Source organism: Pseudomonas sp. F3-2, assembly GCF_038804275.1.
Classification (GTDB): Bacteria; Pseudomonadota; Gammaproteobacteria; order Pseudomonadales; family Pseudomonadaceae; genus Aquipseudomonas.
The window spans coordinates 4,529,968-4,550,481 of sequence record NZ_CP152388.1; the positions used below are offsets into that span (position 1 = coordinate 4,529,968).

Annotated in this window: 20 protein-coding genes, 1 tRNA gene and 2 pseudogenes; 9 read left to right on the top strand and 14 right to left on the bottom strand. The window is 52.6% G+C overall.

All coding sequences use genetic code 11. The features are described 5' to 3' along the window. Positions 1–37 precede the first annotated feature (37 nt). The 3 genes from AAGQ88_RS20305 to AAGQ88_RS20315 all read right to left on the bottom strand — a co-directional run bounded on the left by AAGQ88_RS20305 (position 38) and on the right by AAGQ88_RS20315 (position 4,137). Positions 38–1,708, bottom strand: a complete 1,671-nt coding sequence (locus tag AAGQ88_RS20305) for a GMC family oxidoreductase N-terminal domain-containing protein (RefSeq protein WP_342653396.1) — start codon at positions 1,706–1,708, stop codon at positions 38–40. Positions 1,709–1,863: 155 nt separating this feature from the next. Continuing rightward, entirely contained in the window at positions 1,864–3,552 is a 1,689-nt protein-coding gene (locus tag AAGQ88_RS20310) for an NAD-dependent malic enzyme (protein WP_342653397.1), read from the bottom strand. Between the two features lie 285 nt (positions 3,553–3,837). Continuing rightward, entirely contained in the window at positions 3,838–4,137 is a 300-nt protein-coding gene (locus tag AAGQ88_RS20315; RefSeq protein ID WP_285422321.1) for a hypothetical protein, read from the bottom strand. Positions 4,138–4,357: 220 nt separating this feature from the next. On the opposite strand from AAGQ88_RS20315, the gene AAGQ88_RS20320 reads away from it, so the two are divergent. Then, a complete protein-coding gene (locus AAGQ88_RS20320; protein ID WP_342653398.1) occupies positions 4,358–4,600 on the top strand; it encodes a DUF6555 family protein in 243 nt (80 codons plus the stop codon). On the opposite strand, the pseudogene AAGQ88_RS20325 reads toward AAGQ88_RS20320, so the two are convergent. After that, positions 4,584–4,709, bottom strand: a pseudogene (locus AAGQ88_RS20325) (HepT-like ribonuclease domain-containing protein); the annotation flags it as partial. The gene AAGQ88_RS20320 and the pseudogene AAGQ88_RS20325 sit on opposite strands and share 17 nt — an antisense overlap. On the opposite strand from AAGQ88_RS20325, the pseudogene AAGQ88_RS20330 reads away from it, so the two are divergent. Beyond that, a pseudogene (locus AAGQ88_RS20330) lies at positions 4,708–4,847 on the top strand (transposase domain-containing protein); the annotation flags it as partial. The pseudogenes AAGQ88_RS20325 and AAGQ88_RS20330 sit on opposite strands and share 2 nt — an antisense overlap. Positions 4,848–4,877: 30 nt before the next feature. On the opposite strand, the gene AAGQ88_RS20335 reads toward AAGQ88_RS20330, so the two are convergent. Then, positions 4,878–5,834 (bottom strand): AraC family transcriptional regulator, encoded by a 957-nt coding sequence (locus tag AAGQ88_RS20335; protein ID WP_342653399.1) that lies wholly within the window; start codon positions 5,832–5,834, stop codon positions 4,878–4,880. A gap of 113 nt (positions 5,835–5,947) precedes the next feature. Here AAGQ88_RS20335 and AAGQ88_RS20340 point away from each other — a divergent pair, with 113 nt between their 5' ends. The 5 genes from AAGQ88_RS20340 to AAGQ88_RS20360 all read left to right on the top strand — a co-directional run bounded on the left by AAGQ88_RS20340 (position 5,948) and on the right by AAGQ88_RS20360 (position 11,997). Next, positions 5,948–6,871: an alpha/beta hydrolase gene (locus AAGQ88_RS20340; RefSeq protein ID WP_342653400.1), complete on the top strand. Its 924-nt coding sequence runs from the start codon at positions 5,948–5,950 to the stop codon at positions 6,869–6,871. A gap of 768 nt (positions 6,872–7,639) precedes the next feature. Next, on the top strand, positions 7,640–8,764 hold the full coding sequence (locus tag AAGQ88_RS20345) for a DUF6538 domain-containing protein (protein WP_342653401.1): 1,125 nt from the start codon (positions 7,640–7,642) through the stop codon (positions 8,762–8,764). 8 nt (positions 8,765–8,772) lie between these two features. Next, the gene (locus AAGQ88_RS20350) at positions 8,773–9,168 is read left to right on the top strand and encodes a hypothetical protein (RefSeq protein ID WP_342653402.1); all 396 of its coding nucleotides are present in this window, start codon (positions 8,773–8,775) and stop codon (positions 9,166–9,168) included. Positions 9,169–9,638: 470 nt separating this feature from the next. Next, complete coding sequence (locus AAGQ88_RS20355) at positions 9,639–10,853, top strand: ImmA/IrrE family metallo-endopeptidase (protein ID WP_342653403.1); 1,215 nt, start codon at positions 9,639–9,641, stop codon at positions 10,851–10,853. A gap of 10 nt (positions 10,854–10,863) precedes the next feature. Then, positions 10,864–11,997: a beta family protein gene (locus tag AAGQ88_RS20360; protein ID WP_342653404.1), complete on the top strand. Its 1,134-nt coding sequence runs from the start codon at positions 10,864–10,866 to the stop codon at positions 11,995–11,997. A 35-nt stretch (positions 11,998–12,032) separates the two neighbouring features. Here the strand turns inward: AAGQ88_RS20360 and AAGQ88_RS20365 are convergent, their stop codons facing one another. Together AAGQ88_RS20365 and AAGQ88_RS20370 are read right to left on the bottom strand one after the other, a co-directional pair. Next, positions 12,033–12,602 carry a recombinase family protein gene (locus tag AAGQ88_RS20365; protein ID WP_342653405.1) on the bottom strand — a complete coding sequence of 190 codons (570 nt, stop codon included), beginning with the start codon at positions 12,600–12,602 and terminating at the stop codon, positions 12,033–12,035. A 532-nt stretch (positions 12,603–13,134) separates the two neighbouring features. Next, a complete protein-coding gene (locus AAGQ88_RS20370) occupies positions 13,135–13,389 on the bottom strand; it encodes a helix-turn-helix transcriptional regulator (protein WP_342653406.1) in 255 nt (84 codons plus the stop codon). A 117-nt stretch (positions 13,390–13,506) separates the two neighbouring features. Between AAGQ88_RS20370 and AAGQ88_RS20375 the strand changes: the two genes are divergently transcribed. Next, positions 13,507–13,707: a hypothetical protein gene (locus AAGQ88_RS20375; protein WP_342653407.1), complete on the top strand. Its 201-nt coding sequence runs from the start codon at positions 13,507–13,509 to the stop codon at positions 13,705–13,707. A 45-nt stretch (positions 13,708–13,752) separates the two neighbouring features. Further along, positions 13,753–14,301: a hypothetical protein gene (locus AAGQ88_RS20380; RefSeq protein WP_342653408.1), complete on the top strand. Its 549-nt coding sequence runs from the start codon at positions 13,753–13,755 to the stop codon at positions 14,299–14,301. 179 nt (positions 14,302–14,480) lie between these two features. Here the strand turns inward: AAGQ88_RS20380 and AAGQ88_RS20385 are convergent, their stop codons facing one another. From AAGQ88_RS20385 to bamC, 7 genes are all read right to left on the bottom strand, one after another. After that, positions 14,481–15,170 (bottom strand): hypothetical protein, encoded by a 690-nt coding sequence (locus tag AAGQ88_RS20385; protein ID WP_342653409.1) that lies wholly within the window; start codon positions 15,168–15,170, stop codon positions 14,481–14,483. Between the two features lie 713 nt (positions 15,171–15,883). Further along, a complete protein-coding gene (locus tag AAGQ88_RS20390) occupies positions 15,884–16,555 on the bottom strand; it encodes a hypothetical protein (protein WP_342653410.1) in 672 nt (223 codons plus the stop codon). After that, entirely contained in the window at positions 16,545–17,348 is an 804-nt protein-coding gene (locus tag AAGQ88_RS20395; protein ID WP_342653411.1) for a hypothetical protein, read from the bottom strand. The genes AAGQ88_RS20390 and AAGQ88_RS20395 overlap by 11 nt, the downstream gene beginning before the upstream one ends. A 343-nt stretch (positions 17,349–17,691) precedes the next feature. Then, positions 17,692–17,781 (bottom strand) — tRNA-Ser (locus AAGQ88_RS20400). Positions 17,782–17,873: 92 nt separating this feature from the next. After that, entirely contained in the window at positions 17,874–18,587 is a 714-nt protein-coding gene (purC, locus tag AAGQ88_RS20405; RefSeq protein WP_120125462.1) for a phosphoribosylaminoimidazolesuccinocarboxamide synthase, read from the bottom strand. A gap of 49 nt (positions 18,588–18,636) precedes the next feature. After that, positions 18,637–19,395 carry an MBL fold metallo-hydrolase gene (locus AAGQ88_RS20410; protein WP_093463536.1) on the bottom strand — a complete coding sequence of 253 codons (759 nt, stop codon included), beginning with the start codon at positions 19,393–19,395 and terminating at the stop codon, positions 18,637–18,639. After that, positions 19,396–20,502, bottom strand: coding sequence for an outer membrane protein assembly factor BamC (gene bamC / locus AAGQ88_RS20415; protein ID WP_285422325.1), 1,107 nt, complete (start codon positions 20,500–20,502; stop codon positions 19,396–19,398). It abuts the gene before it with no gap. Positions 20,503–20,514: the final 12 nt, after the last annotated feature.

Genomic DNA, 20,514 nt, shown 5'->3' on the forward strand with positions numbered 1-20,514 from the left:
AAAACGACGGCCGCATCGCCCGGCGACGGATAGGCGACTACAGGGAATGGGCGGGTCGTTCAGGTGCAGCGACGATGCCCGCCGACACGGTCTGCTCGTCGGTCAGCGCATCCTCGATGATCATCTGCGCCGCTTTCTCGGCAATCATCACCGTGGGTGAGCAGGTGTTGCCCGATGTGATCGTCGGCATGATCGACGCATCAACCACTCGCAAGCCGGGCACGCCGTGCACGCGCAGACGTTCGTCAACGACGGCGTCACGCCCCTGCCCCATCTTGCAGGTGCCCACCGGGTGGAAGATGGTAGTGCCAATCAGGCTGGCCGCTTCACGCAACTGCTCGTCTGTCTGCAGGCTGGCGCCGGGCAGATATTCAACGGGCTCGAAGCTCGCCAGAGCGGGCGCGCGGGCGATGCGGCGAGTAAGGCGAATCGCGTCCGCAGCGACTTTCAGGTCGGTTTCGTGGCTCAGGTAACGCGGGCGGATAACAGGCGCCGCATCGGCCAGCGCGGAACGGATCTCCACGGTTCCGCGGCTCTGTGGACGCAGGTCACACACGGACGCCGTGAACGCCGGAAATCCATGCAGCGGCTCGCCGAAGCGTTCCAGGGACAATGGCTGGACGTGGTACTCAAGGTTAGCCGTGGCTTGCTCCGGCCCGGAGCGGGCGAAGGCGCCCAACTGACTCGGCGCCATTGCCAGCGGTCCGCTGCGGTTGAGCGCGTAGCGCAGGCCCATGTTCATCTTGCCCCACAGACTGCCCGCCATCTGATTGAGGGTGTGGCCGTTGCTGACCTTGTAGATCAGCCGCAATTGCAGGTGGTCCTGAAGGTTCGTGCCAACGCCGGGCAACTCAAGGCGAACGTCAATGCCCAACTTCTCCAGCAAGGCGCGCGGGCCGATGCCTGAACGCTGGAGCACCATCGGTGAGCCGATTGATCCGCAGCACAAAATGATCTCTCGCCGGCTTCGCAACGTGCGCAGTTGCTTGCCGATGCTGGCTACGACAGCACTGGCGCGCCCCTTGTCGAATTCGATGCGCGACACTTCGGCGCCAGTGAGCACGGTCAGGTTGGGCCGTTGCAGGACCGGCCGCAAAAACGCCTTGGAGGCGTTCCAGCGCACACCGCGACGCTGATTCACTTGAAAGTAGCTGCAACCTTCGTTGTCTCCGCCATTGAAGTCCGGAATCGAGGGAATGCCGGTCTGCGCCGCCGCCTCGCGGAAGGCGTCCAGCAATGCCCAGGACAGGCGCTGCTGCTCGACGCGCCACTCGCCCTGCGCACCATGCACGTCAGAGCCGCCGGCGTAATGGTTTTCCGAACGCTTGAAAACTGGCAGCACATCCTGCCAGCCCCACCCCTTGTTGCCCTGCGCCGCCCACTCGTCGTAATCCCGCGCCTGGCCACGCATGTAGATCATCCCGTTGATCGACGAGCAGCCGCCCAACACCTTGCCTCGCGGGTAGTTCAATGCCCGCCCGCCCAGCCCTGGTTCGGCTTCGGTCTTGAAGCACCAGTCGGTGCGCGGGTTGCCGATGCAGTAAAGGTAGCCAACCGGCACATGTATCCAGGCATAGTTGTCCTGGCCGCCTGCCTCGAGCAGCAATACACGATGGGATGGATTCTGTGACAGTCGATTGGCCAGCAGACACCCGGCCGGGCCTGCGCCAACAATGATGTAGTCGTACAGCACACTGTCCGTCTGCATGGGTCCCTCATCGATGTTTTTGTTGTTATCGAAGGGTCATCCTGAAGTCTTTCGTGACAAAACAAAAGACCGCCGCATGTTGCCATGGGCGGTCTCTCGATACGTCGCAACGCTTTCAGCGCAGGCTCAATGTGCCCGCGAGTCAGAAAGGCCGCTTACACGGCGCTGCGACGGTAGCTGCGGTAGTTCGGCATCCAGAAGTTGCGCTCGATCGCCTCCACCAGCATTTCCTCGGTGGTTTCCAGCGCCACGCCTTCAGCCTGCGCCTGCTTGGCCACGGCCAGTGCGATCTTCTTGCTGACCTGCTGGATTTCCTTGAGCGGCGGCAAGACGGCGTCACCTTTACCGGTGACCATCGGCGAGCATTCGGCCAGCGCATTGGACGCTGCCATCAGCATTTTGTCGGTGATGCGCGTGGCTTTCGCCGCGACCACACCCAGGCCGATGCCCGGGAAAATGTAGGAGTTGTTGCACTGCGCGATGTGGAAAGTGCGATCGCCCACCGTCACCGGCGCAAACGGACTACCGGTGGCGACGAGGGCATCGCCGTTGGTCCAGGTCAGCACTTCCTGCGGGGTGACTTCCACCTTCGAAGTCGGGTTAGACAGTGGCATCACCAGCGGCTTGGCGCAGTGTTTGTGCATTTCGCGGATGACTTCTTCGGTGAACAGACCACGCTGACCCGACACGCCGATCAGCACGGTCGGCTTGCCGTGACTGACCACTTCCAGCAGGCCCGGATAGCCCTCGCCGCTCGACCAGCCGGCAACATCTGTCGCCTTTTGTGCCAGGTTTTTCTGGAAGTCCAGCAGGTTGTCCATGCTGTCGGTGAGCAGGCCGAAACGATCGACCATCATCACGCGTTTGCGCGCTTCGGCTTCGCTGAGGCCTTCAATCACCATCGCGGCGATGATGTGCTCCGCAATGCCACAGCCTGCCGATCCTGCGCCCAGGAACACCACGCGCTGCTGACCCAGGGTCTCGTTCTTGGCCTTGCAAGCGGCGAGCAGCGTGCCCACCGCCACCGATGCGGTGCCCTGGATGTCGTCGTTGAAGCAGCACAGCTCGTCGCGGTATTTCTCCAGCAACGGCATGGCGTTAGTCTGGGCGAAGTCTTCGAACTGCAGCAACACATCCGGCCAGCGACGCTGAACAGCCTCGATGAACAGCGCGATGAAGTCCTCATACTCCTTGCCGGTCACGCGCTGGTGGCGCCAGCCCATGTACATCGGGTCATCCAGCAGCTCTTGGTTGTTGGTGCCCACATCCAGCACGATCGGCAGCGTGTACGCCGGGCTGATACCACCGCACGCGGTGTACAGCGACAATTTGCCGATCGGGATGCCCATGCCGCCGATGCCCTGATCGCCCAGACCGAGGATACGCTCGCTGTCAGTCACCACGATGATCTTGATGCGATCTTTCGTGGCACTGCGCAGGATGTCGTCGATGCGATCACGCTCAGGGTAGGAAATGAACAGGCCGCGATGAGTGCGGTAGATCTTGGAGAATTCCTGACACGCCTGACCCACGGTCGGGGTGTAGATGATCGGCAGCATCTCGTCCAGGTGCGAATCCAGCAGGCGGAAGAACAGTGTCTCGTTGTTGTCCTGGATCGAACGCAGGTAAATGTGCTTGTCCAGATCACTTGCGCACTGCTGGTACTGGTTGTAGACCCGAGTCACTTGCTCTTCGATGGTCTCAACGTTCTGCGGCAAGAGGCCGACCAGATTGAAATCGATACGCTCCTGCGGCGTGAATGCGCTGCCCTTGTTGAGCAGCGGCATTTCCAGCAACGAAGGGCCTGCGTAGGAAATGTATAAAGGTCGCGAGGTCTTGGTCATTTTCGGTGATCGCCTTTTCTCTGTTTGCTCTATCAATTCGTGATCGAAAGGATGCCCCGGAGGTCGGTATTGCACGACGCTCGACGCAGGATCCGTCCGAAGAAATGGGGAGGTGAAAATCAGGGTGCCTATCTTACTCGCCTGAGGACGATTGCGACATTTTGTCACTGTCCCGATTGCGAAATGATGGCCAGAGAAAGGGAGGTTGAACAGTGAAACCGTTGTCAGCTGGAAACGCACGGCACCTGGCGGTCACTCGGTAAACGCCACATGCCGCGCGCGATCTTATTTGGCAAGGTAATACTGGAGGCAGTCACTCATGTAGCGTTCCTGAACGACCGAAACAGGCTGGTCAGAGTTGGCCTTGTACACGTTGTCGCCGATTGCCCTCGTCATCCGAGGCATCCACGGTTCCGGATGGGCGACGTTGTCGAAGCTCACCAGAAAATCCCGGCGAGAATGGCCCGACAACATGTTCTCCTGAGCCAGCCCCGCGACACTGCGACCCCACTTACAACGAGCGACGTAACGATCGTCCAGACTCGAAAAATCATCGTCGGCCATTACACACAGCGAAAAAGACATCAGCAAACCCATCTGAAATACGCATGACTTCTGCATCACAACGCCCGCCGAATTGGTCGATTACCCCTTGTAAAACACCGCCGTTGTGCCCGAGTTCAATAGGTTTTGCAGCGCAGGCAGGCGTCATTTCTGGCGTCAGAAACTAACCTTCGAAAACGCAGTGCTCAATGGAACTGGCGATAGGCCACTGAAGTCGCATTGATATCAAACGGAGATATCAATGCGAGTCCTGCGGGTTTACCGAATTCACTACAGCATCAACGGAAGGCCGTCAGACTTTCTGCAGCCGGACCACGACCTGAGCGAGGCGGACGCCTGGCATTACGCGTGCCTGCACGCAGGCATCGGCGTGCTGCACAACGCGCCCGCCGGGCAAGACGAACTCGTGACGCTGGTCAGACACGCAAAGCGATACGGTCTGGGCGAGGTGCGTTGGGAAGAAGTGATCAGCGAAGATCCTTAAGAAGAATCGCGCGGGTGAAGCGTGTGAAATCGTCAAGGTGCTGAGTGATGATGGCGACTGTGATGGGCAGTTGGAGGGTCTGGTATTCGTGAACGGCGATGTTCCGGAAACGAGCTGCGGCGATCATGAGCTTGATCCATCTGCGCGACTGGATGGGCGTGATTCTTACGCCTATCTGAAAGACCTTCTCACGCGCCTACCTACGCGACGGGCAGGTGAAAACGAAGTGTTGTTGCCGCATAGGTGGCGTCAGGGTAATCAAGATATTCTGGCTTTTTCAATCAGTTACGGTGTTCGTGGCACGGACAGCACCTGGAGACAAACCCACCGACCGTTTGAAAGCACGGCTAAACGCGGCCAATGAGCCGTACCCCAGTTGGCTGGCGACGGTTTCGACAGGTTGACGCTCTCGGCTCAAACTTAGAAAAGCCAAACGCATTCTCAAGTCTGTCAGATATCGAAGTGGAGAAACGCCTGTCGCCAGAAGAAAACGCTGTGCAAAAACGGAGCGCGATTGATTAGCTTCGTTCGCAAGCGTTGCCACTGTCCAATTTTGACCGGGATGCTGATGCATCATGAGAATAGCCCGGCCGAGTTGGGGATCTTGTAGCGCACTCAACCAACCCGTGGCGCTACCGCATCCGTCTGCCACCCAGCTTCGTACGATGAGCGCGGCAACCACTTCGGCGAGGCGCGCCAAAATGCCCATGTGCCCAGGTTGAAGTGTCAGTGATTCCCGCTCCATTGCGTCAAGCAAGGGGCGGATCTCGGGTGATGTCTCAAGGAGCGTGCTTACTAGCAAAACCTCCGGCATCGCAGCGACAAGAGGCTGCATCCCGCCAAGCTCCAGCTCCATGCAGCAGCTGAAAATAATCACATCTTGCTGTGAGTTCTTCTCATCGACGAAGACCTGTTCGCGGCGTTTATCCTCAATTGCAGCGTCCAAGACAAGCGGCTTTACATCTGAACTAAGCGTATCTTCAGCGAACACCATCGCATGGGGCCCTCCACGGGGGATAAGAACCGCATCCCCCGTATCTAGCCGATGCAGATACGCGCTCGGACCGCGTAGCCAGACTGGCCCACGTGCGACGAAATGAAATTGTGCTCGTCCTATTTCGTTGCAGAACCCAACCCCTAAAGCGTCAGGGATTTCTATTCGGCGAAATCGAACGCCGTAGAGACGCATGCCAATCAGCAATTGGCTGATCAGCTCGTTGGAGGAGGTTTGCATAAAAAAAGCCGCGCCGCTGGACGAATGATCATTAGATCAACCTCTTTGATCATAGACCGTCCTACACCACCTATCTAGGCTTCTCGTCTCAACCCTTGAGTCTGGAAGCAATCATGAATCTCTATCCTCTTACCCTGCTGTTACGTCGCGCTTGGCTCGTCGCGTTGTTAGCAGGCCTCTCGTCAATTACGATGGCGGCAGACAAGAACTACACAGTGACGGCACCGGATGGGGTCAAACTCGCGGTGCAGGAATCAGGAAACCCCAACGGCCTCACCGTTATCTTCATTCATGGCTTGCTCGGTAGTCGGCTAAATTGGGAAAGGCAGACGAGCAGTCCCGAGCTTCAACGCTTCCGGATGGTCACCTATGACCTGCGCGGCCATGGTCTCTCCGATATGCCCACAAATGTGGATGCATACACCGACGGGCGCCGGTATGCCGATGATTTGAATGCGGTGATCAAGGCAACGGGCAGCAACCGTCCGGTATTGGTCGGCTGGTCATTGGGCGGCGTGGTAATGTCTAATTACCTTGCCGCTTATGGTGACGCTGGTATCGGTGGCGTCATGTATGTCGACGGTGTAATCGAACTTAACGCTGCGCTGATTACTTCCCACCCCGATGTGTATGCCGGCCTGGCGTCTGACGATCTGAAGACCCATCTGCAAGCTGTACGTACTTTCCTTGCACTCTGCTTCCATACCCAACCAGACATAGCGACATCCGACCTGCTGTTATCGAACGCCTCCATGGCTTCCTGGACGATGACCCGCGCCACGCCTTCAATGACTGTCTCTGTCGCTGAGGGGTTGCCGAAAGCGGGCGTGCCTGTCTTGGTGCTTTATGGCGCAAAGGATGAGCTTGTCCAAGTGCAGCCCAGCATAGCCCGCGCCAAACAGCTGAATGCTCATATCCAAACGACGATATATGAGAACTCAGGTCATGCCCCATTCCTGGAAGAAGCTGCGCGTTTCAATCACGATCTGGCGAAGTTCATGGAGTTGGCTAACGCTGCAGCAAATGACCGAAGATGAACTCACGATAAAGGGTGACAAGCGCTAGAGCGCATAAGGGCGTGAAATCCTATTGGCCGCATTTTCATCTGTCAAAATGCACCCATCACAAACAAACCCAGCACAAGGCTGGGTTTGTTTGAGGGTTCATAGAGGAACAACACAATTTTCCCGCTCTGACACCTAAGAGTTAATTTTCTACAACATCTTGATATGTAATGGCGGAGAGATAGGGACGCTCAAAATCCATTATATAGCCAGTAGGTATATAGCCTATGGGTCGTTACATGCAACTTGCTACTAAAATGGCATGCACTGGTAGCCTCTGGCCATTACAATAAGTGAGGGCTTTTTGTTCGATTTCAAGCCTGACCCGTGATGAACTCAATAGACGATTCAGCCCATAACCACGAGGACAAGTGCCCGCAGCTTTGGCCACATTGGACTAGAATTACACACAGTCTCGACCCAGAGCCTCACCAGAAGGACCAGAACATCAGCAGAAAAGGGTAGTCTTAGTAGCCAAAGACGCTCAGGACGAGCAGCAGGAATGACAAATGACAGACGAAAAAAATGGCGATTTGTAGGTCAGGTTTTTTGCTAAAAACCTTACTACAGATCGCCATTTTCCAACCCTTATAACTCATTGATTCATAGGGCTTTTAATAATGGCGGAGAGATAGGGACTCGCCGAACACGATCAAAAAACCCGATGAATGCTCTGCCATCTAGGAAAAACCAGAATTTTACGTACAATCGGTACGTACAATTCAAGTCAGACAGCATAGCATGGCAAACAATCTCGAACTGCAAGGCGGCACCTACCACGTCCGGCTCGCCATCCCTGCTGATGTACAGAAGGCGTTCGGTAACCGCCGAATTCTTTCACAGTCGTTGATGACGGGCGTACACAAAGAGGCGCTTGATCGACGCTTGCCGATTTTGGCGAAATGGAAAAATCAGATAAAGATCGCTCGGGACGGCAAACCTCTGCCGGATGACTGGCAGGACAACATCAAGGCCGCAGTCGCAGAGCTAGACGCACGCAAACGGCTCAAAAAGCTCGAAATCATTGGGAAAACGTCGATTCCGTCAACGCTAACAGCATCCGAAATTGATACGTGGATTTCTAAGAACCCAGAAGCATTAGCACGTCTTGAGAAAGCCATTGAAGCCGCTGCTGAACGAGGCTTGCAGGGCGAGATTGACTTTCAGGATGCGTTGCATTTTGCTTTCAAAGCGGATATCGAAAAACGCTTCAACCAGAAGCATAAGTTGACGGCTGAACAGCAAAAAGACCTGATCGAGCTACTCAATGGCACCTACAAACCCAGATCGCCGATCACCAAAACTCGACTGGAAGCATTTAGAACATTCCGAATCGCTAGAAATGTAGAGCTGAAAACGATAGACCAGCAACAGTCGAAGCTAAGAAAACTGTCTTCGTTCCTAACTGATACTGGGCGGACCCTAGATTACGATGCAGTCACGTCTTGGCTTGAATCAATAAAGCTCTCAAGTAAGACGCTGACGCAGTATCTCCTTGCAGGAAGTGTTTTCTGGAAATGGGCCCTCAAACACGACACCTTTTGGAGAGAAGAATACAAGGACCGGGCCAATCCTTTTGAGAACCATGACCTTCCCAGGGTCCGAGGCAAGGACCGTGCCGAAGCGAGACGGAAGGACTACACCATCGAAGCGCTGGCAAACCTGCATGCAGAAGCGATGGCTGAAGGGAGGAAGGCACTCGCTGATCTCATATTACTTTGCATCTTTACGGGTGCGAGAATTGAAGAGCTTTGCACGCTCAGATCAGAAAATGTCATAGAAGTGGACGGGGTTCGCTGCCTCGACATCCCTGATAGTAAGACGGTTGCAGAGTTCCCATTCACCCAGCGATCACCAATTTGGTGAGTCGGCTGGTGGATGACTCCAAGGACGGATATCTGATCATCACTGACAGCATGAATAAGTACGGCGACCGGTCCGGAGCGTTGGGTAAGGAGTTCGGCAGGTTGAAGACACGGCTCGGATACGGGCGACAGCACGTATTTCATTCAATCAGGATCACCATGATCACTCAGCTTATCAGGGCTAGCGTGCCGGGGACGCTTATTGCAGAGCTGGTTGGGCATGAGACAGGGCTGGTGACGTTCGACGTGTACAGTCAAGGTGCATCCGCAGGCCAAAAACTGGCAGCTCTCGGCAGGCTACCAGCTTTACCCAGCGTGCAGGTCGCGGCCACGAAACATGGGCAGGCGCTCCCAGACAAAATCAGCGATGGGGTGGATTTGAATAGCGTTTCCAATGCGCGGTGAAGGGGACCCAAAGCACCCCTTTAGGCCAGAAAAAGGGTGGTAGCAAATCCCCTTCCCCCCCCTTACACCACCCCGCCCCACGGCACTTGCAGGCGTGGCTTGATGCCAAGGTAGAACGATCCGGCCAACGATGTTCCCATTTTGGTAACAACAGCTTGACGCCGATGAGCGCAGACGCTAGATTGTTCCCAAAATGGGAACACGGCATTGGTTATGAAGCTGTTAGGACTACAGAAATTAGCTCTGCTCAAAGGTGCGGACGACCACGTTGATCGTTGGTTATCCAGCTGGGTGAGTGAGATAAATCATGCCAATTGGAAGCAACCTGCTGACGTCTGCGAACAATTCCCATCGGTTACAACTACATCAAATGGAATGTACTGTTTCACGCTAGAGGATACCGGCATTCAACTAGGATTGAAGATAGCTTTTGCACAGGGAATTGCGATAATCACAGAGTTAAGTAAAAAATGATGACTACAACCACAGCAAAGATTATCAAAACTGAACAACAGTATTTCGAATACTTCGAAAAAGTTCAGGAACTTATTAACAAGCTTCCTGACCTCGGAACCGAAGAAAGTGAAACACTGGAGTTGCTGTCGGTTCTCATTGAAAACTATGAACTTCAAAAATACCCAGTAGAACCGCCCGACCCTATCGACGCAATTTTATTTAGAATGGCGGAGAAAGGATTACGGCAAACAGACTTGGTTCCTTATTTCGGAACTCGCAGCCGTGTATCAGAGATACTAAGCCGTAAAAGACCGCTAACTGTCCCAATGATTAGGGCACTTTCAATCGGGTTGGGTATCTCGGCCGATGTATTAGTAGGGCTGGAGAGAATAGAAACAAAAAAAGATGATCACACTATCGACTGGTCCAAATTCCCAATCAAAGAGATGATCACCAGAGGCTGGATAAGGAATGCGACAGAGAAATCAAAGCAGGCCGCTGAAGACATAGTTAGAAGTTTTATAAGCAGTGCCGGATTGCAGACAGAAAACGCTGCGTTCAGAAGAACCCTATCTGGCGATGCGTTAACTCAAACTACCACTTACACATTGCACGCATGGCTTGCCCGTGTAATACAAAAATCCCGTGAGCTTTCCGAAAACATAACGACGTACAACAACAAATCTGTAGACGAAGCGTTTATAAGAAAGGTAGTACAACTGAGTCCGGATGCACAAGGCCCCAAAGCAGCAGTAGATTTAATACGAAGCATTGGAATCTCAGTAGTTATTGAACCTCAACTCAAGGGCACCATGCTTGACGGGGCAGCATTGATGGATACTGACGGCACTCCCATAATTGCACTCACACTGAGAAACGACCGGCTTGACAACTTTTGGTTTACTCTAACTCACGAATTAGCACATATATGGAAGCACATAAAGTCGCCAGACGAAGTCATTCTGGATGATCTAGAACATTCAACAGACGACAAACGAGAAGCCGAAGCAAACAGAATTGCGCGTGATTCATTTATACCTAGATCGAAATGGAAAAGTTCAGACGCCTGTATGAACCCAAATAGGGACAACATAATCAGCCTTGGGAGAGAACTAAAGATACATCCGGCAATAATTGCGGGAAGGCTCCGAAAGGAGACTGGAAATTACAACCAATTTACCGATCTTGTCGGCCATGGCGAAGTTCGGAAACATTTCGAAAACACATAGGTACTTCGATATGAATCAGCATTATTATCCAGTTGTGCGGGCAAAAGGCGGTGAATTCGACGCCTTCAAACATATGCCATCGTCAGTTACAAATCGTTGCACTCCAATTTTAGAAATTCCGAAAATTTCTCAGAAGGAATACGAAACGGCTGCGAAGCACTCCGGTATGCCATATGAATACTGGATGGATAATAAAGCAAAGAACATCGCCGCGATCTTCAAAGGTGGTTCGCTCATAGTTGATGCGTCTCAATGGCAAGTTGACTTTACTACCGAGAGTGGGCATCACGTCTTGGGGTATATGAGCAGCCTCCTTGCCTCACTTGGCGTGCTGGTACATCCTGTGGTTGGTTACGCAAGGTGGGATTCGCCGGAATATCGCCAAAGCATTAGGGATATGTCTCTACAACCTAATGCTAATTTCGTGATCCGCCTAGACGAAATCGCCTTGGAGGATATGGCCGAGTTTGACCACTTCGAAAGCATACTTGATGACATCTGCACTTCGATTGACATTGAACGATCAGACACCAAGGTCATTATTGATATTGGAGATGTAACCAAGCTACCAATACTTGAAATTACAGAAACAATTACAGAATCCTATTTTAGTCTTGTAGGTATTGGCTTTAACGAAATAGTGGTGACCGCAAGCTCCATTCCCGACTCTATCGAGAAGGCGGTTAAAGATAGGGACTCGTCCGACACTGTGGTTCGAAAAGAAATGTTAGCTTGGAAAGGGTTCGTTTCGGCCAACCCTAAAGCAAACTTAAGTTTCGGAGACTATGGTGTTCGCAACCCACGCTCGTCAGACATCATTGCCCCCGACATGAATGTCAAAATAAGATACACCATTGAAAACGGGTTCTTTATTGTTCGGGGTCATTCGGTGCGCGGACCAAATGGTTACGCTCAAAGCCAAAGCCTATCTCGAGTAATAGTCGACTCAAAACATTATTTAGGATCAAATTTTAGCTGGGGTGACGCTCGGATACTTACGTGTAGCCAAGGGCTAATGGTAGGCAACTCCACAAGCTGGATTGCAATTGACACCAATCATCACGTCACGGCAGTCACTACAGAAATATTTGAATTTGCAACTACTGTCGCTGCGCAGATTTCGAATTCAAACATAACGTTCTAGGCATGCGTGTACGCCACCGAAATAGTTGAGCCCGTTCAAGGCTTGTTCCAATGGCGCTTAATGGTAGCAATACCTAGCTTCAACTCCGCAGCCGCTTGAGCTTGTGTCATACCTGCGATTCTCAGGCGTTTGACAGATGCGGTTGTGGATGTTGCAGCTGGTCTTCCGAGCTTCTTACCTTCCGCTTTTGCACGCTGTAGCCCCTGCTGCGTCCGCTCGATCAACAAATCCCGTTCGAACTCAGCAACAGCGCCCAGCACTTGCATCGTCATCTTCCCTGCCGCACTCGTCAGGTCTACACCACCCAAAGCAAGACAATGAACACGTATGCCATTCCGAGCAAGCTGTTCAACAGTCTGCCGTACATCCATGGCGTTGCGTCCCAGACGATCAAGCTTTGTAACAATCAGCACGTCCGAGGATTCCATACGATCCAACAGCTTTTGGAACCCCGGCCTTTCGTTGGCAGCAACACTACCCGAGACTATCTCCTCGATGACCCGACCGGCTTGGACATCAAAGCCTGCGGACTTTACTTCTAGAACTTGGTTTTCAGTGAACTGCGCTTGGGTTGAACAACGGGCATAAAGGAAAGTACGAGACATCAGAACTCCTTGGGATCATTTAAGGTGGTATCAATGTATAATAGCATCACAAATTACCGAAGGCTATTTTTGTGATACCAAATTCGGATGGTTTTTACCGCATCATTTATCGGTCGTTTTATGAGCCCAGTGGATGCGATCTGATACCTCTAGGACTGGCAGCCGCTCCACAGCCATTTGGATGTATTCAATTGAACTTTCAACTCATAGCGACTCACGACTATGCTGTATACAGTTCAATTGGAAGATACGGGCATGACTAGCAATGAGGTACTGGCTAAGTGGGGTCATAACTGGGCTTTGACAGATGGGGGCATTCAATGCAAGCAGTGCCGGAGCAGACAGGCATTAACAGACGCACAGCGAAGCTTTGACCACTTCGCCGGTTGTGCTAATCCAAAAGCCACTGAGAACCCATGGCTTACTTTGCTCTGCATCATCGAATCTGAGATAGGTTAGCGCCCACCCCACCGTCAGCATTGCGAAGATAGCGTCCAGACGAATATTTTGGATCGTCCGGACGCGAGAAAAACTAAAACCCCCTCACTTTCAACTGGCTTTCAAATTCCTGAATCAACTCGATGAAATCGCATTGCAGCACGGCACATAGGTCGCGGATTTGGATGATATCTAGACGTCGCACCCCTCTCTCAACATCGCTTATGAACGACTGGGGATGGCCGAGGGCTCGCGAACACTCACTCTGGGTCAAGCCTGCGGAAAGCCTGCGCGATCTCAAAATCGCGAGGAAGGACTCGTATTCGAGGCGGTAAATGGCTTTAGGCATAGGGCTGTCCGGTGAAAACAGCCTAACAACCTATAACTGCTTTTCAGATATCTGATTTTCAGATATGTTCTGCTGTCGATCGTGGCAATCAGCCACGACTACCCAAGGGCGCAACGTATGAAAATTTATCTGGGAATCTTTTTGGCCATTCTGAGCATACCGGTCGCTGGTTTAGCGGGGGTCGCGGCGATGCAATTCTCCTTCATATGGAATGTGCAGCAATTATTTGCAGTCAGTAGCTGCGTACTACTGGTGATGATTGTCATTTCAGTTCTTGTTTTTCGAGCAGGAATGCGAGCCAAGAAGTCAGTTGCCTGAATTTCCTTTTACATGAATATGGAAAACTTAATTTAAATGAATTACATGGATCGTATTATCACCATCAACAGGCCGTCACTGGTATCGCGGGCCTTACTTGTCGGCCTGCTATCAACTACACTTATCGATACTGCAAACGCCATTGACTATGACACAATGTCAAGCATTTACAACACACGTATTGAAGAGATGATGAACACCACGGGCTGGAATTTCGGTCAAGCGTTAGACACCAAGCAAATATTTATAGAATGGCGTCAAAACCAAGCCCGCGCGCAATTGAAATTCAGCGAGCCGGAAGTCTATCATGGAAAAATCAGCAAAATAACCGTTGATAACGGCAATGCTAACATAATCATCGACTCAGGAACCAATACGGCGGCAACGGTGATACTAGCCAATTATCAGGCGTGGCCTTGGAAATTGGTGAACCACAAGTGGGAAGTAGGTGGTTTACAGTCAAATCTGGAGTTTGCGGCAAATTTTGATGTAGGACAGGAACTATACTTTCAGTGCCGAAGAGTAGAATTTGTTTGGAGTGTATACCTGAATAACTGCTTGGCGTTCCCGCCAGAAGTTGCCAAAGATGGATGATTTGAAGCGTGCAGGTGTTAATACCTCCTGCACAGCATCATTGCCATGTGGCATCCCACGCGAGTAGTCCCACATTCGCCCCCGGTGCCACCACCCCTCACAAAAGCCTCTTTAAGCCTCTTTAAGCCTCTATAAGCCTCTACAAGCCTCTACAAGCCTCTACAAGCCCCTACAAGCCTCTACAAGCCGCACCAATGGCCAACCCCTCCCTCACCCAAAGGGTCTTGATTAATAGCAGTCCTAAGAGCCACAGAAGAGACAAGAGAACACGCCGATTGCGGAGACGTACTTTCAGTCAACATTGGCTTGCCATTGGCAACCCACTCTTTCAAATCAGACCTAACAGCCTTACAAGTACTGACAGCCGGAACACCTTCCGATTTCGTTTCGTTTTTGCCGATGTAGCTTAGCCAATCAAAAAATTTGTCCATGTCTCTCTCGTATGTAAGCGCCAACCCAAAGCACGAATCATTGGGTGTGATCACCTTGTAATCGTTCAAAAAACCTTTCTCCTGTAGCTGGTGTAGCAATCTGGCCAAGCCCCGCTTTGTACTGACCTTACCGTCTATAATAACTGCCATATGATAATGAACACCGTCTTGCGGGTCGTCCTCTCTCGCGCTTACACGCAAGGGAAGATAGCCATACTTTCTACTGTAGTGACCAGCCAAACGCGCACCAAAGGAGCGCATATCCATCTTAGCGGTGAAACGGACGCGAACATGAAAGCCCAGTGGCCGTTTGAGACGCTTGCTGGACTTATAGATCATCACATAAAGAGGCTCAATTATATTCACTCTGGACGGAGTGCTTTCACTACAGTTAATTTTCACTCCCATGAAACGGTCTTGGTTGTACGAACCTTTCATTCATACCCTCTTAAAATTTAGCTTAAAGCCGAACCAATCATCCTTTCTACATACTCCGAACAAAGACGACCTTCCTGCTTGATTTGATCTTAAAAGTTACATCAATAGAAATAATAATCCCCACCGTTAGCACCCACGCACAGCGCCAACCACATGGGTGAAACGTAGATACATTTGTTTGCAAGTGCCACGGGGCTAGGCGTATTTTCGACGAATGCCGATCAGATAACTAAAAAATGATTCTACATGAAAACGCCGAGGCTAATGCCATCAGGTTTTCACACAAGCTTACCATTCCAATACCGCTAACTAAACATTGAAAGCTAAAACATAGGAGACACGGCGTCGACACCCTATAAAATTGATACAACCTGATTGCGACCAACCCCTTCAGGGGTATGAGAACACAGCCGAGATGCCTTAGACGCTTCAATAGTGCGTCGAACGGGTAGTCATATCCGACCTCCCTCCAATGTGACGAACGAACAAAGCGACTTCGAGTGGGTGCGTGTCTGATGCCCGTCCGAGCAGATACGAAGGTAAGAATTCCAAAGACTAGTGCATACAGCTTCCAAGTACGGCGAGAAACGAAAAAGCCCCGCAGACTTTAATCCACGGAGCCCTTCCAATAGTTACCTAAAACCAGCAACCCTTCACTTTAACTTCCCAACAAATTCGCATCCACCAGCCTGTCAAGCAACAAAACCAACCCCCTACTTCGACGCTACAGTGACATAGTGGTCATGCACTATCTTGACAGACTCTTTATTGAAATAACCAAGAGCCTTAGGGTGCTCAAGCATTCCCCACGTAGTGCACGAATCGCATATACATAAGAGATAGGTTACTTTTATCGGTAAAAGCATACTTAATGTCTGGGTATACTTCTCCTTGGCTCTCGCAGGGCATGAATCCTGAATCAATCTGAATACAACACAAAACCCTGCAACCAATGAATATATTACATCGTGAGAGTCGCGATCCAAATCTGCTAACGCCTTCTTGGGAAGCCTTGATGCTTCAACATACTTTTGAATCATGCTAACCGCTTCTGCGGCCTTATAACTCACCCCAGAAATCGTTACCTCAAAGTCTCGGTACTCATTCAATGCTATTGTGGTAAAAGTAAAAAATGAACCTTCGAATGCTTTAACATCGCTTTCTTCACGTTCACGGGACATATCTTCACGCGACGTGCGGTACTGCGTAATTAGCAAATAGATTGTTATAAAGTTTAGAAGCGGGTTAACCACTCCCCCAGTAAAATCCCCGAAGGTCCCCCAATCCCCTTGCACATCAGAAAGTGCACCATGAAAGTTTCCAAAGTACAAACTCCACACTGCGACCAATAGCAATATGGAAACATATAGCGCGTTATACTTCATTTACGGACTGCAATATAAAGTGCTTAGTACGACCATCGCGAGCAAGCACTCGACGAACTCCAACTCTTACCGTCGCATCACTCCCTCGAGCGCCAGCAGTTAAATTTTCTGCTAAAATAATCTTAGATCGCTGTGACAAACTACCATGCACAGGAGAAAAACTTGTAGAGTCAGTCTCATCACCTTCCACAAAGCGCCCTGTCCCAGTCCTGATATTAAATCGACTTACCGACAACTCCAATTCCTCCTCTCGATTACTTACCTCAGAACCTGTCAGGTAATCATTAGTTGTTTCATTAAATGAAAGAATTGGCGTCTGACTCTTCAACAAGGTCACTTGATACCCTTGCCCAGTCACAGGATGGTGAATTCGCCTTAATGGCCGATCCAAACGCCCCAACAACTCTTCGGAATCATCCATATCGTCTCGCAACCAACGCCGAGCAGCTCTATTAGCAATTTGAGGGTTATGGCCAAGCGGACTACCAAGATGAAACTTAAGCAGTTCGATAAACCCCGCCGCACTTAGATGGTTAACGACACGAATCGCCTCAGCATCAGTGAACTCTAGCGTAAACTTCTGAATGTACGAGCCTCTATGCGCTTCTTTAAACTTTAAATCAAACCCAGACGTGGCAGGGGTTTGGGTTTTTACTTCTTTGTTGACGATAGCGTGTGTCGTTATGCACAACGCCTCCGCGAATCCACCCAAAGAATCGGCTCCGTAGTAGGCATCTAATCCATTGAAATTTGCCGATCCACTGTGATAGCGCGCATTGAGAGTAAAGATCATTAGTACTTCCTTGTTACTACTACTGAATTAGGACCGATTGCTTGCCCATGCACGCTGGTGTGCATACGAGCACCTGATGGCTATATGATGTCTCACGGAGATATGTATCATATTTTTGAACCAGCTGCTACGACCCTAAAAGCAAGCTGCTCCGATAAGCACCTGCGACGGCGCACAGGACGCGCACGGCTATAGGACATCCCATGAAAAGGGGCCAGCTTTGAGCGTTGACTACGGGATACGCTGGCATAGGTAGGGCAGTAGAATTTTACGTACAAACGCTACGTACAATCCAAAAACAAAAAAAGCCCCGAGACCTTAGTCTGCGGGGCTTTTCGAATGGTGGCGGAGAGATAGGGATTTGAACCCTAGGTACTGTCGCCAGTACAACGGATTTCGAATCCGTCCCGTTCGGCCACTCCGGCATCTCTCCAACGGCGCGCATCATAACAGCTCAGACGAAGAACGCGAACCCTTTTTGATGATTTTTTCGCGTTCTTTCAGATGCTTGCGGCATTTCCCGCGTCAGAGCGGTACGCCGAGACGCTGGGCGACTTCTTCGTAGGCTTCGATGACATCGCCGAGGCCCTGACGGAAGCGGTCCTTGTCCATTTTTTTCTTGGTGTCCTTGTCCCACAGGCGGCAGCCGTCGGGGCTGAACTCGTCACCCAGGACGATAGAGCCGTCGCTGAACACGCCGAACTCGAGCTTGAAATCGACCAGCAGCAGGCCAGCGTCGTCGAACAGCTTGCTCAGGACATCGTTGACCTTGAGCGACAGCTCTTTCATGCGCGCCAGTTGCTCGGCGGTGCCCCAGCCGAACGCGACAACGTGGGATTCATTGATGAACGGGTCGCCCTTGGCGTCGTCCTTCAGGAACAGTTCAAACGTGTACGGATTGAGCTTCATGCCCTCTTCCACGCCCAGACGCTTGACCAGGCTGCCGGCGGCGTAGTTACGCACGACGCACTCGACAGGGATCATGTCGAGCTTCTTGACCAGCACCTCGTTGTCGGCCAGCAGTTTGTCGAACTGGGTCGGGATACCGGCAGCTTCGAGTTTCTGCATGATGAACGCGTTGAACTTGTTGTTCACCATGCCCTTGCGGTCGAGTTGTTCGATGCGCTTGCCGTCGAACGCCGAGGTGTCGTTACGAAACAGCAGGATCAAGCGGTCAGCGTCGTCGGTCTTGTAAACCGATTTGGCTTTGCCGCGGTAGAGTTCTTCACGTTTTTCCATGATGGGCTCCGCTTGCTAAATAGTTGGGCTAGACGCCCCTTTTGGGACGCTAGGCGATTTCGCGCCAGTCGAGCCCTGAATCTTGATCGGCCAATTGTAGCCAGTCCGGGTCGCACCCAAGGGTGTCGACGAAACATTGCCGGGCCAGATGCGGCAGGTTGTTCTTGCTGCTCAGATGGGCCAGCACCAGATGCTGCAGGTCTTGCCATCCCAGCTCGCTCACCAGACTGGCCGCCTGGTGATTGTTCAAATGTCCGTACTCCCCGCCAACGCGCTGTTTCAGGAAATAAGGATAAGCACCTCGGGCCAGCAGGTCGCGACAGTGGTTGGACTCGATCATAAGGGCATCGAGCCCCCTGTAGCTGTCGAGCACCGACGGACAGTACGACCCCAGATCGGTCAGCAGACCAAAGCGGCGGCGGCCGTCATTGAAGACGAACTGCGTGGGTTCCAGCGCATCGTGGGCCACCGAAACCACATCGATACTCAGCCCGCCGATCTCCAGCCCTTGACCGCCGGTGAGCCTGAAACCCGCCTCGACCGGCTTGCGCATGCCTCGCAGCGTGCCATCGCTCAGGTACACCGGAACGTCGTAGCGCCGAGACAGCAAACCCACGCCATGCACATGATCGGCATGTTCGTGGGTCACCAGAATGGCGCTCAGTTGATGGCCGCTGACACCCAGCCGCTCCAGTCGCCGCTCGGTTTCGCGCAAGGAGAAACCGCAGTCGACCAGCACGTAGGTGTCATGACTGGCTACCAGCGTGCCGTTACCCCGACTGCCGCTGCCCAGAACCGCGAAACGCACTTAACCGAGGTTGTCTTGAATGACGCTCAATACGCGGCGAGCGATGTCGGTCGGCGCCACGGTATTGATGTTCTTCTCGACAGTCACCTGGACGTTCTCACCGACCTTGCTCAGGCGAACCTGATAACGCTCGGCGCGGGCTTCCTTCTCTTCCTTGGTCTCTTCGCTGCCGAACATGCGGCCGAAGAAGCCAGGCTTGTTCTCGGGCTTGTCAGCCTTTTCCGCCAGGTTGATGTAGTACAGACCCAGACTGCGGTTGATGTCCTCGACGCGCCAGTCACCCTGATTCAGCGCACGACCGACGCTCGACCAAGCGCGATCCAGGTCGGCGCCCAGGTTCAGGACCGGGTTGCCGCTGCCGTCTTCGCTGAGGGAAACGCGGCTTGGCGTGTCGAAATCGCGAGCGGCCAGCAACGACACCGAACCGCCTTTTTCGGCAGTCCGGGTCAGGCTCGCCAGCATGTCGTCGGTCAGGACCGAATCCAGGCCGACATTGGTGGTGCGCGACGGGAACTCGGGTTCGTCGTTGCTGCCTGCCGGGCGCTGAACGCTGACGACGTAGATTTCACTGGTGTTGCGCTGCACGCCCGGCTCGATGCGGACCCGCACGCGGGTTTCATTGCCGGCGGTGTCGCCCATGCGCTTGGCCACCGCTGCGGACAACTCGTCCGCACGCTGCCAGGTGGTGTTGAATTCACCGGTCTGCGGACGATCTTCAGCGATGCGGAAACCGTTGTCTTCAAAATACTGATGCGCGACCGGCCAGACTTCGGCAGGCGCACGCTGGGCCAGGATCCAGCGATTGTCGCCGCTCTTCTGCAGCGTGTAGTCGCCCGAATCCTGAACGGTGGACAACGGCTGCGGACGCGGCACGTTGAACTCGCCCTTCTGGGTATCGTCGGCCACGTTGCGCGGGATCGGCAGCAGCGGGTCCAGACGTTTGGCTTCCTGGACGCCTTCAGGCAGTTGCATCGGTGGTTTCTGGGTGGCTTCAAGGTAATCGCTGCTGCGATCGCGGAAGTAGCCATCCTGACCAAACAGCCAGCTGCAACCGCTGGTGCTGGAGATAATCAGGGCTAGTGCGGAAAGTCCGGCCAGTCGCTTCATTGCGTAGTGCTT

Excerpts from the sequence above, each read along its gene's own strand:
- AAGQ88_RS20375 (WP_342653407.1), top strand. The coding sequence starts at position 13,507 with ATGAAAATTTATCTGGGAATCTTTTTGGCCATTCTGAGCATACCGGTC.
- AAGQ88_RS20335 (WP_342653399.1), bottom strand. The coding sequence starts at position 5,834 with ATGCAAACCTCCTCCAACGAGCTGATCAGCCAATTGCTGATTGGCATG.
- AAGQ88_RS20395 (WP_342653411.1), bottom strand. The coding sequence starts at position 17,348 with ATGATCTTTACTCTCAATGCGCGCTATCACAGTGGATCGGCAAATTTC.
- AAGQ88_RS20390 (WP_342653410.1), bottom strand. The coding sequence starts at position 16,555 with ATGAAGTATAACGCGCTATATGTTTCCATATTGCTATTGGTCGCAGTG.
- AAGQ88_RS20345 (WP_342653401.1), top strand. The coding sequence starts at position 7,640 with ATGGCAAACAATCTCGAACTGCAAGGCGGCACCTACCACGTCCGGCTC.
- AAGQ88_RS20315 (WP_285422321.1), bottom strand. The coding sequence starts at position 4,137 with ATGTCTTTTTCGCTGTGTGTAATGGCCGACGATGATTTTTCGAGTCTG.
- AAGQ88_RS20380 (WP_342653408.1), top strand. The coding sequence starts at position 13,753 with ATGGATCGTATTATCACCATCAACAGGCCGTCACTGGTATCGCGGGCC.
- AAGQ88_RS20365 (WP_342653405.1), bottom strand. The coding sequence starts at position 12,602 with ATGTCTCGTACTTTCCTTTATGCCCGTTGTTCAACCCAAGCGCAGTTC.
- AAGQ88_RS20310 (WP_342653397.1), bottom strand. The coding sequence starts at position 3,552 with ATGACCAAGACCTCGCGACCTTTATACATTTCCTACGCAGGCCCTTCG.
- bamC (WP_285422325.1), bottom strand. The coding sequence starts at position 20,502 with ATGAAGCGACTGGCCGGACTTTCCGCACTAGCCCTGATTATCTCCAGC.
- purC (WP_120125462.1), bottom strand. The coding sequence starts at position 18,587 with ATGGAAAAACGTGAAGAACTCTACCGCGGCAAAGCCAAATCGGTTTAC.
- AAGQ88_RS20360 (WP_342653404.1), top strand. The coding sequence starts at position 10,864 with ATGAATCAGCATTATTATCCAGTTGTGCGGGCAAAAGGCGGTGAATTC.
- AAGQ88_RS20340 (WP_342653400.1), top strand. The coding sequence starts at position 5,948 with ATGAATCTCTATCCTCTTACCCTGCTGTTACGTCGCGCTTGGCTCGTC.
- AAGQ88_RS20370 (WP_342653406.1), bottom strand. The coding sequence starts at position 13,389 with ATGCCTAAAGCCATTTACCGCCTCGAATACGAGTCCTTCCTCGCGATT.
- AAGQ88_RS20320 (WP_342653398.1), top strand. The coding sequence starts at position 4,358 with ATGCGAGTCCTGCGGGTTTACCGAATTCACTACAGCATCAACGGAAGG.
- AAGQ88_RS20385 (WP_342653409.1), bottom strand. The coding sequence starts at position 15,170 with ATGAAAGGTTCGTACAACCAAGACCGTTTCATGGGAGTGAAAATTAAC.
- AAGQ88_RS20355 (WP_342653403.1), top strand. The coding sequence starts at position 9,639 with ATGATGACTACAACCACAGCAAAGATTATCAAAACTGAACAACAGTAT.
- AAGQ88_RS20305 (WP_342653396.1), bottom strand. The coding sequence starts at position 1,708 with ATGCAGACGGACAGTGTGCTGTACGACTACATCATTGTTGGCGCAGGC.